The following is a 14481-nucleotide window of genomic DNA, read 5'->3' on the forward strand; positions in this document are numbered from 1 at the left end:
TCCTGAGAGATTCAAAATTTGCGCGCGATAATACCATACTTCATTCTTCCACCAGCCACTTCTGCCAGCTTGCCCGCACCAGTTCACGCTCTGCGGTAAAGCAATCTTCCGGCACATGACCCGGCAATTCCTGTAATGCCAGATGATGAAGTTCATCGCGCAGCGTCGTGTAAGCACGGGTCAGCGCCATCGCTTCCTGCTCTTCCATAATGTCGTTTTGCGCCAGCAGCTCCAGAATACGCACGTTGTCTGACCAGCGCGTTAACTTCGGTTTTTCATGAGCGTAGCGCAACACCAGATATTGGGTAATAAATTCGATATCGGTAATTCCGCCTTCATCGGCTTTGATATCAAAGCGATCGCGATGTTTATTGCCGAGATGAGCGCGCATTTTCTCGCGCATTTCCCGCACTTCCGTTTGCAGAGTTTTACCTTCACGCGGCAGCGTCATAATCTCGCGACGCACCGCGTCAAAGTGCGCGGTGAGCTGCGGATCGCCGTACACTACACGCGCACGCACCAGCGCCTGATGTTCCCACGTCCAGGCCTCGTTTTTCTGATAATCGGAAAACGCTTCTGCAGATGTCACCAGCATTCCCGCCGCCCCGGACGGACGCAGTCGAGCATCCACTTCATACAAAATGCCGGAAGAGGTTCGCGTACTGAACAGATGCATAATGCGTTGCGCCAGACGCAGATAAAACTGTCGCCCGTCGATTTCCCGCTCGCCGTCAGTCATCGCATCCATTGGGCAATCATGGAGGAAGATCAGGTCAAGATCAGAACTGTAGCCTAACTCCCAGCCGCCCAGCTTGCCGTAGCCGACCACCGCAAAACCACGCCCTTCGCGTTCGTTCAGGTGATTTGGCTTACCGTAGCGGGCAACCATTTGAACCCATGCCTGTTGTACGACAGCATCTATCATGGCTTCTGCCAGCCAGGTTAAGTGATCGCTCACTTTCATTACCGGTAGCGTACCGGCGATATCCGCCGCCGCGATGCGTAAAAGTTGCGCCTGTTTGAACTGACGCAGCGCCTCAAGCTGTTGCTCTTCGTCATCTTCCGGCACGCGCAGCAAATACTGGCGCAGTTCATCACGGTAGGCATCCGTCGCCGTCGGCTGGTAAAGAGTGTTCGGATCGAGCAGTTCGTCCAGCAATAATGGATAACGCGCCAGTTGGCTGGCAATCATCGGCGATGCGGCGCACAGCGAAATCAAATGCTTAAGCGCTGCGGGGAATTCACTAAGCAGCTCAAGATAGGTAGTGCGGGTAACAATCCCCACCAGCAAAGCCGTAATGCGCGACAGCGTGACAGCAGCGTCTTCACGCGCACAGACATCACTTAGCAGATGCGGCATCAGATGGTCGAGCACCAGACGTCCTCGCGGCCCAATAGTGCGCTTATCCAGCTCTTTGCGGAAATCAGCAATCAGCGTCAGCACCTGTTTGCGATCATCTTCGCTAAGATGCGCCAGCACTGGCGTGGTGTCATCTTCCTGCAACGCATCCTGCCACAGCTCACGCCACTGTTCCGACAGCGACTCTTCCTGAGTTTCGCTTTCGTCGTCGCCAATCAATTCATTAAACACCCGGCGCACATTGGTCATATGTCCGGTCAGCGCCCCGGTCAGTTGCGGCCAGTCCGCGAAATCCATTGCCCATGCCAGCCGCGCACGGTTAAGCTCATCCGAAGGAAGCGTCTGAGTTTGTTCGTCGTTAATGCTTTGCAGCAGGTTTTCCAGACGCCGCAGGAACAGATACGCCACTCGCAATTGTTCAGCATCGTTTTCAGAAAGCAGATGCAGCGCGGCAATGGCGCTGAGAGTGGGTAGTAAAGAGCGGGATTGCAGCGACGGCTCGCGCCCACCGCGAATGAGCTGGAACACCTGAACGATAAATTCAATTTCGCGAATGCCACCCGCGCCAAGTTTGATGTTGTCGGTCAAACCGCGTCGGCGCACTTCACGGGCAATCATCCCTTTCATGTTGCGCAGCGACTGGATCACGCTGAAATCGATGTAACGGCGGAAAACAAACGGGCGCAGCATCGCACGCAACTCGTTAGCATAGACGCCGTCGCTATCGCCCATAATCCGCGCCTTGACCATGGCGTATCGCTCCCAGTCGCGCCCCTGCTCCTGGTAATAGTCTTCCAGCGCCGCAAAGCTCAGCACCAGCGGGCCACTTTCGCCAAACGGACGCAGTCGCATATCCACGCGATAAACAAAACCATCCTGCGTTGGTTGATCCAGCACTTTAATCAGCCGCTGACCCATGCGGGTAAAGAACTGAGCGTTATCCAGTTCCCTGCGTCCGCCCTGCGTGCAACCATGTTCCGGCCAGACAAAAATCAGATCGATATCTGAGGAAAAATTCAGCTCCCCGCCGCCCAGTTTACCCATGCCTAAAATCAGCAGCGGTTGCGCTTCACCCTGCGCATTGCAGGGCGTACCCCACTCGCGGCAGCAGGCCTCATACAGCCAGTCACGCGCGGCGACAATCAATGTCTCCGCCAGATGGCTGAGCTGCTGCAATATGCTCTCTTCAGTAACCAGTGCCAGCGTTTGCGCCCAGGCAATGCGCACCATAATGCGCCGCCGGAACAGACGCAGCTCGCGCATTAACCCTGCTTCGTCGCTTACATCACTGAGCGCCTTCTGCAACCATGCAGCGTAATGCTGCCATTCGTCGGCCTGCGGCGGCTGGCTTTCCAGTTCCGTCAGCCACTCTGGATGCGCAATTACGCTGTCCTGCACAAAATCACTGAAGGTAAGTACTGACTTCGCCTGTGCGCTAAGTGATTCCTCGGCTAAAGGCGCTGGCAGCCGCTCAACAACGGTCTGCCAGTACTGCTGTAACGGTGAAGAGAGCGGCTTCATAAGCGATTTTATCCTTGCCTGATTAACGTTTTCCGCTGTGCAACCAGAACGGTTCCTGATTGTTTGCCTCATTACGGAAATGTTCAATTTCAATGCGTTGCCCGGTCGCAATGGCATGACGCAGTCCCTGCCAGTTCTCCAGCCAGGCTTGCGCGACGAGAGGATCGTAGTAACCCGCCAGCAACAATATTGAGTCAATGTCACGCTTCAGGCGCGGCAATTGGTCACGGTAGCGATCGCCTAATGGCTGGCAGAAAACGCTTTTCAGTTCAGCGGCATGGCGGGAAAGATGGATATCGGCAAAGCGTTTGAAAGAATCGCTGATTTTGCCCTGCGCTTTGGCATCTAAAAACGGCTGCCAGGCTTTGCTTACCAGCCATTCGGTCAACGCCAGCTTCGCCATCGCCGTTTCGGTAGAGTAGACCGCCGTCACGGCAGATACCGCAGAAACGATGGTCGCTTCGCATTGGGTCAGCAGGTCACGTAAGTGAGTGCTCGCTTTACGCGGCACAATACCGCCGAACAGCATCAGCGTATGACGGACCAGACCGATGGCTGCCAGCACCTGCTCTTTCGCCGCATCGTTGCCACGTACCCACAGTTCTTCATGATACTGCCATTGCGCTAACGCCAGCTCGAGCGCCGCTTCCAGCCCCTGTTCCACATCAGCTTTTGCCGCAACATGCAAAATGGTGATCGGTTTGATTTCACGCGCGGGATTGCCCTGCGCCAGATGATAGCCGCGCGCGGCTTTGCTCAGGCTGCCCTGACGTAATCCGGTTTGCGATACCAGTTGGTTCGCCAGTTTCAGTACCGCGCGCGTATCGCCGCTAAGCAGCTCCAGTTCCAGCTCGCAGATAGGCTCAGCAAATTCGCCTGCCTTCACCTCGCCCTGATCGAGAGCGATTTCAATTCGGCTGCCATCGAGTTCCACCAGCCATTTTTCGCGATAAAAATCGGTGCTGAACAGTGGCTTCACGCGGGACGCGAGATCGGCTGGTAACTCACCGTTCGGCCAGACTTCCGTCGGTAACTGCGCTAGCTCGAGCGTCGGTTCGCTCAACGCCACGTTATATTCCGGGCGCTGGTGTAAACCGCCAGTCACTCTTCCTGCGACTTTCATGGTCATCTCATAGCGGCCGTTTTCGCCACGAATACGTAAGCCCATATCGTGTTCACGCAACCAGTTATCCGGCGTTTCGTAGTAAATATTCAGCAACTGCACGGGGTCATGGTGCTCACCGCCCAGCGTATTGAGATGGTCACGCAACGCCTCAACGGCACTGTGATTAACAATAAACTTTAATTCGATTTCCTGAGCCATCCTTCCTCCACTGGGTACTCCCCCCCAACGTAGGCGGGAGGGGAATTTGGGCTGTTAAGCCCGCAGTTTATCAGCCACGCTGATTCTGAATATACTTTTTCACAACTTCCAGCGGTGCTCCACCACATGAACCGATGAAATAAGAGCGTGACCAGAGTACGGGCTTTGAATACGCGGCGCGCAAATCAATAAAATCATTCCGCAGCCGCCTACTGGTAACGGACTTAAGGCTGTTTACCAGCTTTGTGAGTTGCACCAACGGTGGGTATTCAATCAGCATGTGAACATGATCTGCCTCGCCGTCACATTCCTTTAACTCGGCGCCAAAGTCCGCGCATACCTCCGCTACATACTGACGCATGTTTGCATGATGCAATTCACCAAAAACTGGACGGCGGTATTTTGTCATAAAAACAACGTGAACATGCAACAGGTAAGCTGAATAGCGTGAACGATTGATTTCGCACACGTATTGACCCTCCCAAAAAAATGTGGATATATTGTACATTCTAAACAACCACATACTGAATGCAAAATGTTAATCCAGAAAGCATATAAATACAGGCTCTACCCCACTGACCAGCAGGCGCAAAGGTTGCGTCAGTTGTGCGGTTGCGCTCGCTTTGTCTGGAACTATGCACTGAATGAAACACTGAGCATTCATGACGCGGGCGGAAAAATTCTGTCAGCTTTCGACCTGAATAAACGACTTACGGGCTGGAAAAAACTCCCTGAGCTGGCCTTTCTTGCTGAGGGTTACACTGACAACCTCCAGCAGAAACTGAAAGACCTGCGGAGCGCATGGGATCGCTGTTTTGATAAATCCCTGACGGCTGAAAAGCCCGTTTTCAAAAAGAAAACCAAAGGCTGCGACTCTATCCGGTTCGTCAATTTCAGCAAATATTGTGGGCTGGATTATGGCCGTGTGAAACTCCCGTCAGGACTGGGCTGGGTTAAATTTCGTCAGTCCCGGAAGATTGAAGGCGTCATTAAAAATTGCACCATCAGCCAGCATGCCGGACACTGGTATGTGTCTTTTCAGGTCGAATTAGCTGTTACCGATCCGATTCACGCATCGACCAGCGCAATAGGCCTGGATGCAGGTATAACAAAGCTGGCAACACTTTCAGACGGCACGGTCTTTGAACCGGTAAACAGCTTTAAAAAAAATCAGGATAAGCTGGCTCGCTTACAGCGCCGTCTGGCCCGGATGGTTAAATTCTCCGCCAACTGGAAAAAGCAGAAAGCGAAGATTTCCCGTTTCCACTCTCATATCGCAAACATCCGCCGCGATTACCTTCATAAAACCACGACGACGATCAGCAAAAACCACGCGATGATAGTCATTGAGGATTTAAAGGTTTCGAACATGTCAAAATCAGCAGTGGGTACGGTAGACCAGCCGGGGCGCAACGTCGCGGCAAAATCAGGTCTTAACCGGGCGATACTGGATCAGGGCTGGGCAGAAATGCGCCGCCAGCTCGAATATAAGCAGGCATGGCGCGGCGGTGATGTGCTGGCGATTAATCCGGCGTACACCAGTCAGAAATGCGCATGTTGTGGGCATACATCGAAAAATAACCGCAGGACGCAGGCGAGCTTTATCTGTACCGCGTGCGGCTATACGGCAAACGCCGATGTAAACGGCGCTCGCAATATATTAACAGCAGGTTTTGAAGTCATGGCGGCAGGACAAATATTGCCGTCAGTCCGTAAAGGACGCGCCCGTAAGGCGGCGTAAGCCGTCGAGCGAGGAACCGGGCAATGCGGCAACGTATTGCTACCCTGACAAGGGAATCCCCCTCCTGAGTCGCTTTGCGCGAAGGTGGGGGAGGATGTCAAGGCCTTTACTTATCGGTTATGTCACATAAGTGACGATGAACGGCGAACTTAATGCGATCTTTTTTGTCAGTAGATAGTATTTTGCGCCAAATTGCCATGCAACGGGCAATTTGACGGGCGTAAAAGTTTGAAGCAGTGGCAAGACCTGACACAGAGGATTCCGATTGATGTCGAATGCTTTGCGTAGCGACACTGATGCCACTACTATCGTTCCACTTTCCATGACAATAACGACAGCCTGATGCCAAAATTACGCCTGATCGGATTAACTTTACTCGCGCTTAGCGCCACTGCCGTCTCACACGCTGAAGAAACGCGCTATGTTTCTGACGAACTGAATACCTGGGTCCGTAGCGGTCCGGGAGACCATTATCGCCTCGTGGGCACGGTTAACGCCGGCGAGGAAGTGACCTTATTACAAACTGACGCCAACACCAATTATGCCCAGGTGAAAGACAGCTCTGGCCGTACCGCCTGGATCCCGTTGAAACAACTTAGCACAGAGCCAAGCCTGCGCTCCCGTGTGCCAGATCTGGAAAATCAGGTCAAAACCCTGACCGATAAGCTCACCAATATCGATAACACCTGGAATCAGCGCACCGCAGAAATGCAGCAAAAAGTGGCGCAGAGCGACAGCGTGATCAACGGGTTAAAAGAAGAAAATCAGAAACTGAAAAACGAGCTGATTGTCGCGCAGAAAAAGGTCGATGCCGCCAGCGTGCAGCTGGATGACAAACAGCGCACCATCATCATGCAGTGGTTTATGTATGGTGGCGGCGTGCTGGGGCTTGGCTTGCTGCTCGGTCTGGTACTGCCGCACCTGATCCCAACGCGCAAACGTAAAGATCGCTGGATGAACTAAATCGCCTTCTTCGTTGCACTGTCTTATTATTAGGAATTGTGTATTTGACGAAGGGATGATGGCGTGAAGATTTATCTGGTCGGTGGTGCTGTTCGGGATGCATTGTTAGGGCTACCGGTCAAAGACAGAGATTGGGTGGTAGTCGGTAGTACGCCACAGGAGATGCTCGACGCGGGCTACCAGCAGGTAGGCCGCGATTTTCCTGTTTTTCTGCATCCGCAAACGCATGAAGAGTATGCGCTGGCACGTACCGAACGGAAATCCGGTTCCGGTTACACCGGTTTTACCTGCTATGCCGCACCGGATGTCACGCTGGAAGATGATCTTAAGCGGCGCGATCTGACCATTAATGCGCTGGCCCAGGACGATAACGGCGAGATTATCGACCCGTACAACGGTCTGGGCGATCTGCAAAATCGTCTGTTGCGCCATGTTTCCCCCGCTTTTGGCGAAGATCCGTTACGCGTACTGCGCGTGGCGCGTTTTGCTGCGCGTTATGCCCACCTCGGTTTTCGTATTGCCGATGAAACTCTGGCGCTGATGCGCGAGATGACCCACGCGGGTGAACTGGAACACCTGACGCCTGAACGGGTGTGGAAAGAGACGGAAAGCGCCCTCACTACCCGCAATCCCCAGGTGTTCTTCCAGGTACTGCGCGATTGCGGCGCACTGCGCGTTTTATTCCCGGAAATTGACGCCCTGTTTGGCGTTCCGGCCCCTGCCAAGTGGCATCCGGAAATCGACACCGGTATTCACACCTTAATGACGCTCTCAATGGCGGCGATGCTAAGTCCGCAGGTCGATGTCCGTTTCGCAACGCTATGCCACGATCTCGGTAAAGGACTGACGCCGCCAGAACTTTGGCCGCGTCATCATGGTCATGGCCCGGCGGGTGTGAAGTTAGTGGAACAACTATGCCAGCGTCTGCGCGTGCCAAATGAAATTCGCGATTTAGCCAGACTGGTGGCTGAGTTTCACGATCTCATCCACACCTTCCCAATGCTGAACCCAAAAACCATCGTCAAACTATTTGATTCCATCGACGCCTGGCGTAAACCGCAGCGTGTCGAGCAACTGGCGCTGACCAGCGAGGCTGATGTGCGCGGCAGAACCGGTTTTGAATCAGCGGACTACCCGCAAGGCCGCTGGTTGCGCGAAGCCTGGGAAGTGGCACAGTCAGTGCCGACAAAAGCCGTCGTTGAAGCGGGATTTAAAGGTGTGGAGATTCGCGAGGAGCTGACCCGACGGCGGATTGCGGCGGTATCCAGCTGGAAGGAACAACGTTGTCCAAAGCCTGATTAAGCACTTGAATTTCAATTTATTGCAAACACCGGCCAGGTCGGATAAGACGCACAAGCGTCATATCCGACACTATTCCTCAATCAAAAGAACACGACATACACCACAGCCGCCACAATAAAGCGATAAATGGCGAAAGGGATAAACGAAATGCGCTTAATCAATTGCAGGAAGGTTTTAATCGCTATCAGCGCCACCACAAAAGCGGTGATAAACCCAACGGCAAACATCGGGATATCGCCGGTTGTCAGGAAGCCCCAGCTTTTGTAGAGATCGAGCGCCGTTGCGCCCATCATCATCGGCACCGCCAGCAGGAACGAGAACTCAGAAGCCGCATAACGGCTCACACCCATCAGCATCCCACCTGAAATGGTCGCCCCGGAACGGGAGAAACCTGGCCACAGCGCCAGACACTGGAAGCAGCCAATCATAAACGCCTGACGATAGGTCATATCATCGAGACCCGGCGCACGCGGTTCTTTTGGTTTCAGGCATTCGGCGGCAATCAGCAACAGGCCGCCAACGACCAGCGCATACATCACATTTATTGGATTAAACAACGACTTAATCGTGTCGTGGAACAACAGCCCCAGTACTACCGCTGGGATCATGCCAAGCAGAATGTGGATCAGCGTTAAACGGCCTTTGCTTTCTCCTTCGTGTTGCAGCGGACGACCAAAGTGAATGCCAATCAGGCCAAACAGACGCCGCCAGAACATCACTACTACCGCCAGAATTGATCCTAACTGGATCACGACTTCAAAGGTTTTCGCCGTGTCGCCCTCAAATCCCAACAAGTGACCGACAATAATCATATGGCCCGTGCTGGATACCGGCAGAAATTCTGTCAATCCTTCGACCACACCCAATATTGCCGCTATCAGCAGCGAGTGCATATCGCTCATCAATAAACCCCTAAATTATAAAAATGTAACGCTTGTCCAAACTACTGCAGTATGACCAGGTTATAACCGTTTGGTTTAACAGCTGTAAAATTAATTATTTTCTTTCAGATTATTGCCACGCTCAATGATGACGCCAACATTCGCCGCCCGCGCCACTGCGCCTGGCTTGCTGAGTTTGATACGCACCCACGGCGAGTTGAAGCGTGCTAACAGCAGCTCCGCCACCTCTTCCGCCACACGTTCCACCAGCGCAAAACGCGCGCCCTCGACGTGGCTGACTACCGTTTCTGCAATGTCAGCGTAACTGAGGCAATCCGCCACATCATCACTTTTCGCCGCTTTACGGTTATCCCACGCCATTTCGATATCGAACACTAACTTCTGTTCGATGGTCTGTTCCCAGTCGTAAACACCAATAGTGGTGATTACCGAAAGTTGCTCTATAAATACAATATCCATCACGTCCTGCCTGCTTTTTGGCTAACCGGATACCACTTCCGGCGAAATGTGCGTATTATCCACAGATTCATCGTTGAACACGAATTTTCAAAACGGAACAGCTTATGAGTGCAATCGCGCCTGGAATGATCCTCATCGCGTACCTCTGCGGCTCCATTTCCAGTGCCATTCTGGTTTGCCGCTTGTGTGGGCTGCCCGATCCGCGAACCAGCGGCTCCGGTAATCCTGGCGCAACCAATGTGTTACGTATCGGTGGCAAGGGAGCAGCCGTAGCAGTACTGATTTTCGACGTTCTGAAAGGAATGTTGCCCGTCTGGGGCGCGTATGAATTAGGTGTCAGCCCCTTCTGGCTAGGCTTAATTGCCATCGCCGCCTGCCTTGGACACATCTGGCCCGTTTTCTTCGGTTTTAAAGGAGGAAAAGGCGTTGCTACCGCTTTTGGTGCCATCGCACCAATTGGCTGGGATCTCACCGGAGTAATGGCGGGAACCTGGTTACTGACCGTGCTATTGAGCGGATACTCGTCGCTGGGAGCGATTGTCAGCGCACTGATTGCTCCATTTTACGTCTGGTGGTTTAAGCCACAATTCACCTTCCCGGTTTCGATGCTCTCATGCCTGATCCTGCTGCGCCATCATGACAACATCCAGCGTCTGTGGCGTCGTCAGGAGACAAAAATCTGGACGAAATTCAAAAGAAAGCGCGAAAAGGATCCTGAGTGATTTTTCGCGAGTCTACATAACCTGATAGCCTTCGTCGGGCTTGCCCAGCCGCTGCTGGCACCATGCCGCCAGAAATTCCACGCAGACACGTAATTTCATGCTGCGATAGAGCGGCTCCCGGTAAACAGCCCAGATATTGGCGCTTTGTGCATACTCCGGCAATACTCGCACCAGTTTGCCACTCTCCAGAAACGGTAAAACATCCCACTCAGAACGCAGCATAATTCCTTTTCCTTCCAGCGCCCATTGCAGCACAATCTCGCCGCTATTGGAGGAAAGGTGCCCGCTTACCTTCACCGATTTTTTCTCCTGACCGTTCCCCAACTCCCATATTCCGTGGGTCATATCGCGCTCTTTGGTCACCAGACAGTCATGACGACTTAATTCCTGCAAGGATTGTGGCTGCGGATATTTTTGCAGATACTCAGGTGCTGCACATAATATTCGTTTATTTTTTGTCAAAAGATGCGCAATATAATAATCAGGAATTTCGTCATTAATACGAATATCCAGATCAATATTATCCTGCACTAAATCAATTTGCCGATCGAACAATTCAAAATGCACCTGTAACTCAGGATAATTGCGCATCAGTTCGGTAATAGCTGGCGCAATATGGCTGCGCCCAAAACCAAAACTACAGCCAATACGAATCATCCCCTCCGGGCGCGTTTTGATTTGCGTGACGTCATCAACCAGTCGCTGATATTGGGTGAGGATTTCCAGCGCATGCTCGTAACAACGTTGGCCACTTTCAGTCAGCGCCACGCCGCGGGCGGAGCGGTTCAGCAGCGTTGTTGCCAGCGTATTTTCAAGGATTTGGATCCGCTTGGTGACAAATGCAGGCGTTTGCCCAAGCGTCGCCGCTGCAGCACTAAAACTCCCGCTGTGGACGATTTCTACCAGTACCTGCAAATCTTTGGCTAAAGGCCAGCTATTCAGCATCTTTAATTATCCGCAGTTGTGATAAGCGCAGTGTATTTCGCAAAACATTGCCATTCCCTGCTCTGGCGCAATATTCATTCTTATTTTCGCGTTGATTCACGAACTGTGAATTACATATTCACGGCGGCAAAAAATATAAAGCCACATTTTTAGTGGTAGTTTGTGGCGGTGAATTTTTCCAGACAAATACATAAACTGGAGTTGCCATGATGAGCGAAAGTAATAAGCAACAGGCAGTGAATAAGTTGACGGAGATTGTCGCTAACTTTACCGCCATGATTTCTACCCGAATGCCCGATGACGTGGTGGACAAACTAAAACAGCTAAAGGATGCCGAAACGTCGTCGATGGGGAAAATCATCTACCACACGATGTTCGACAACATGCAAAAAGCAATCGACCTGAATCGTCCTGCCTGTCAGGACACCGGCGAAATCATGTTTTTTGTTAAGGTCGGTTCCCGTTTCCCACTGCTTGGCGAGCTGCAAAGCATTCTTAAGCAAGCCGTGGAAGAGGCAACCGTCAAAGCGCCACTGCGTCACAATGCGGTAGAAATTTTTGACGAAGTGAACACCGGCAAAAATACCGGCAGCGGCGTACCGTGGGTCACCTGGGATATCGTCCCCGACGGTGACGATGCGGAAATCGAAGTTTACATGGCAGGCGGCGGCTGCACGTTGCCTGGTCGTTCGAAAGTGTTAATGCCGTCGGAAGGCTACGAAGGCGTAGTGAAATTCGTCTTCGAAAATATCTCCACCCTCGCCGTAAACGCCTGTCCACCGGTACTGGTAGGCGTGGGCATCGCCACCTCGGTGGAAACCGCCGCTGTGCTCTCACGTAAAGCCATTTTGCGCCCGATTGGCAGCCGCCATCCCAATCCAAAAGCGGCAGAGCTGGAACTACGCCTGGAAGAAGGACTCAACCGTCTGGGGATTGGTCCACAGGGGCTGACTGGCAACAGTTCAGTGATGGGCGTACATATCGAATCTGCCGCCCGCCATCCGTCAACCATCGGCGTTGCTGTTTCTACCGGCTGCTGGGCGCATCGTCGCGGCACACTGCTGGTTCATGCCGATCTCACCTTTGAAAATCTGTCTCACACCCGGAGCGCGTTATGAAAAAGATCCTGACAACCCCGATCAAAGCTGAAGATCTGCAAGATATTCGCGTCGGCGATGTGATCTACCTGACCGGTACGCTAGTAACCTGCCGTGACGTTTGTCACCGTCGCTTGATCGAACTCAAACGTCCGATCCCTTACGATCTCAACGGCAAAGCGATATTCCACGCTGGCCCCATCGTGCGCAAAAACGGCGACAAATGGGAGATGGTATCCGTCGGCCCGACAACCAGTATGCGTATGGAAAGTTTTGAACGTGAATTTATCGAACAGACTGGCGTGAAACTGGTGGTCGGCAAAGGCGGAATGGGGCCGCTGACCGAAGAAGGCTGCCAGAAATTCAAGGCGCTGCATGTGATTTTCCCGGCAGGCTGCGCAGTACTGGCGGCAACCCAGGTGGAAGAGATTGAAGAGGTGCACTGGACAGAACTCGGGATGCCGGAGTCGCTGTGGGTCTGCCGGGTCAAAGAGTTCGGTCCGCTGATTGTCTCTATTGATACCCACGGCAACAACCTGATAGCCGAAAACAAAAAGCTGTTCGCCGAACGCCGCGATCCCATCGTGGAAGAGATTTGCGAGCACGTCCACTACATCAAATAACCCTCCCGGAGAGGCTCACCCCCTCTCCTTTTTCGCAGGCATAACACGATGAAACCTTCCACTGAATGGTGGCGATACCTTGCGCCGCTGGCGGTCATCGCCATTATTGCTCTAATTCCGGTTCCCGCAGGGCTGGAGAGTCATACCTGGCTCTACTTTGCCGTTTTTACTGGCGTGATCGTTGGACTGATCCTCGAACCCGTGCCGGGTGCCGTGGTGGCGATGGTGGGTATCTCCATTATCGCCATTCTCTCGCCGTGGCTGCTGTTTAGCCCGGAGCAGCTCGCCCAGCCAGGTTTTAAGTTCACCGCCAAATCCCTCTCCTGGGCGGTTTCTGGTTTTTCTAATTCGGTTATCTGGCTGATTTTCGCCGCCTTTATGTTTGGCACAGGCTATGAAAAAACCGGGCTGGGGCGACGTATCGCGCTGATTCTGGTGAAAAAGATGGGGCATCGTACGCTGTTTCTCGGCTATGCGGTGATGTTCTCCGAGCTGATCCTGGCACCTGTAACACCGTCCAACTCAGCGCGCGGTGCGGGGATTATCTATCCCATCATCCGTAACCTGCCACCGCTCTATCAATCACAACCAAACGACAGCAGTTCGCGCAGCATTGGCTCGTACATCATGTGGATGGGGATTGTTGCCGACTGCGTGACCAGCGCCATTTTCCTGACGGCGATGGCACCTAACTTGCTGTTAATTGGACTGATGAAAAGCGCATCTCACGCCACGCTGAGTTGGGGCGACTGGTTTCTCGGCATGTTGCCGCTCAGCATTTTACTGGTTCTGCTGGTTCCCTGGCTGGCTTACGTGCTGTACCCGCCGGTACTGAAGTCTGGTGATCAGGTGCCGCGCTGGGCAGAGACGGAACTGCAGGCAATGGGCCCGCTCTGTTCTCGTGAAAAACGGATGCTGGGGCTGATGGTAGGCGCACTGGTGCTGTGGATTTTCGGCGGTGATTATATCGATGCCGCGATGGTCGGTTACAGCGTGGTGGCACTGATGCTGCTTCTGCGCATTATCTGCTGGGACGATATTGTCAGTAATAAAGCGGCGTGGAACGTTTTCTTCTGGCTGGCCTCGCTTATCACCCTCGCTACCGGACTCAACAACACCGGTTTTATTAGCTGGTTTGGCAAACTGTTAGCAGGCAGCTTAAGCGGTTATTCGCCAACGATGGTGATGGTGGCGTTGATTGTGGTCTTTTATCTGCTACGCTACTTCTTTGCCAGCGCCACGGCGTATACCTCCGCTCTCGCGCCGATGATGATTGCCGCCGCGCTGGCGATGCCGGAAATCCCGCTTCCCGTGTTCTGCCTGATGGTTGGCGCGGCAATTGGTCTGGGGAGCATTCTTACGCCATACGCCACCGGACCCAGTCCAATTTACTACGGTAGTGGTTATCTGCCAACGGTGGATTACTGGCGACTGGGGGCAATTTTTGGGCTGATATTCCTCGTGTTGCTGGTGATTACCGGCTTACTGTGGATGCCCGTGGTGTTGCTTTAAGTGAGGACGG

Annotated in this window: 13 protein-coding genes; 7 read left to right on the plus strand and 6 right to left on the minus strand. The window is 53.1% G+C overall.

Annotated elements, in window-relative coordinates:
• Positions 1-40 precede the first annotated feature (40 nt).
• The 3 genes from glnE to tnpA form a co-directional block, all read right to left on the minus strand.
• Positions 41-2881 (minus strand): bifunctional [glutamate--ammonia ligase]-adenylyl-L-tyrosine phosphorylase/[glutamate--ammonia-ligase] adenylyltransferase, encoded by a 2841-nt coding sequence (gene glnE / locus BGE37_RS01495; protein WP_105287697.1) that lies wholly within the window; start codon positions 2879-2881, stop codon positions 41-43.
• Between the two features lie 22 nt (positions 2882-2903).
• Positions 2904-4205 carry an inorganic triphosphatase gene (ygiF, locus tag BGE37_RS01500; RefSeq protein WP_105287698.1) on the minus strand — a complete coding sequence of 434 codons (1302 nt, stop codon included), beginning with the start codon at positions 4203-4205 and terminating at the stop codon, positions 2904-2906.
• A 70-nt stretch (positions 4206-4275) separates the two neighbouring features.
• The gene (gene tnpA / locus BGE37_RS01505; protein WP_000266197.1) at positions 4276-4728 is read right to left on the minus strand and encodes an IS200/IS605-like element ISEc41 family transposase; all 453 of its coding nucleotides are present in this window, start codon (positions 4726-4728) and stop codon (positions 4276-4278) included.
• A gap of 12 nt (positions 4729-4740) precedes the next feature.
• Here tnpA and BGE37_RS01510 point away from each other — a divergent pair, with 12 nt between their 5' ends.
• The 3 genes from BGE37_RS01510 (at position 4741) to cca (ending at position 8211) form a co-directional block, all read left to right on the plus strand.
• Entirely contained in the window at positions 4741-5946 is a 1206-nt protein-coding gene (locus BGE37_RS01510) for an RNA-guided endonuclease InsQ/TnpB family protein (RefSeq protein WP_105287699.1), read from the plus strand.
• A gap of 342 nt (positions 5947-6288) precedes the next feature.
• On the plus strand, positions 6289-6909 hold the full coding sequence (locus BGE37_RS01520; protein WP_001125332.1) for a TIGR04211 family SH3 domain-containing protein: 621 nt from the start codon (positions 6289-6291) through the stop codon (positions 6907-6909).
• A 63-nt stretch (positions 6910-6972) separates the two neighbouring features.
• Complete coding sequence (gene cca, locus BGE37_RS01525) at positions 6973-8211, plus strand: fused tRNA nucleotidyltransferase/2',3'-cyclic phosphodiesterase/2' nucleotidase/phosphatase Cca (protein WP_088541765.1); 1239 nt, start codon at positions 6973-6975, stop codon at positions 8209-8211.
• A gap of 80 nt (positions 8212-8291) precedes the next feature.
• On the opposite strand, the gene bacA is transcribed toward cca, so the two are convergent.
• Together bacA and folB are read right to left on the minus strand one after the other, a co-directional pair.
• Positions 8292-9113 carry an undecaprenyl-diphosphate phosphatase gene (gene bacA / locus BGE37_RS01530; protein WP_088541766.1) on the minus strand — a complete coding sequence of 274 codons (822 nt, stop codon included), beginning with the start codon at positions 9111-9113 and terminating at the stop codon, positions 8292-8294.
• Positions 9114-9203: 90 nt separating this feature from the next.
• Positions 9204-9572 (minus strand): bifunctional dihydroneopterin aldolase/7,8-dihydroneopterin epimerase, encoded by a 369-nt coding sequence (gene folB / locus BGE37_RS01535; protein WP_001295541.1) that lies wholly within the window; start codon positions 9570-9572, stop codon positions 9204-9206.
• Between the two features lie 104 nt (positions 9573-9676).
• Between folB and plsY the strand changes: the two genes are divergently transcribed.
• Positions 9677-10294 carry a glycerol-3-phosphate 1-O-acyltransferase PlsY gene (gene plsY, locus BGE37_RS01540; RefSeq protein ID WP_001272796.1) on the plus strand — a complete coding sequence of 206 codons (618 nt, stop codon included), beginning with the start codon at positions 9677-9679 and terminating at the stop codon, positions 10292-10294.
• Positions 10295-10306: 12 nt separating this feature from the next.
• Here the strand turns inward: plsY and ttdR are convergent, their stop codons facing one another.
• A complete protein-coding gene (gene ttdR, locus BGE37_RS01545) occupies positions 10307-11239 on the minus strand; it encodes an L-tartrate utilization transcriptional activator TtdR (protein WP_000935209.1) in 933 nt (310 codons plus the stop codon).
• A 206-nt stretch (positions 11240-11445) separates the two neighbouring features.
• On the opposite strand from ttdR, the gene ttdA reads away from it, so the two are divergent.
• The 3 genes from ttdA to ttdT are packed head-to-tail and all read left to right on the plus strand — an operon-like array spanning position 11446 to position 14471.
• A complete protein-coding gene (ttdA, locus tag BGE37_RS01555) occupies positions 11446-12357 on the plus strand; it encodes a L(+)-tartrate dehydratase subunit alpha (protein ID WP_000986806.1) in 912 nt (303 codons plus the stop codon).
• Positions 12354-12959, plus strand: coding sequence for a L(+)-tartrate dehydratase subunit beta (gene ttdB / locus BGE37_RS01560; RefSeq protein WP_000722957.1), 606 nt, complete (start codon positions 12354-12356; stop codon positions 12957-12959). The genes ttdA and ttdB overlap by 4 nt, the downstream gene beginning before the upstream one ends.
• Before the next feature lie 48 nt (positions 12960-13007).
• Entirely contained in the window at positions 13008-14471 is a 1464-nt protein-coding gene (ttdT, locus tag BGE37_RS01565) for an L-tartrate/succinate antiporter (RefSeq protein ID WP_000804924.1), read from the plus strand.
• Positions 14472-14481 lie beyond the last annotated feature (10 nt).

The sequence above is a fragment of the Escherichia sp. MOD1-EC6300 genome (assembly GCF_002965045.1).
Lineage (GTDB): Bacteria > Pseudomonadota > Gammaproteobacteria > Enterobacterales > Enterobacteriaceae > Escherichia > Escherichia coli_F.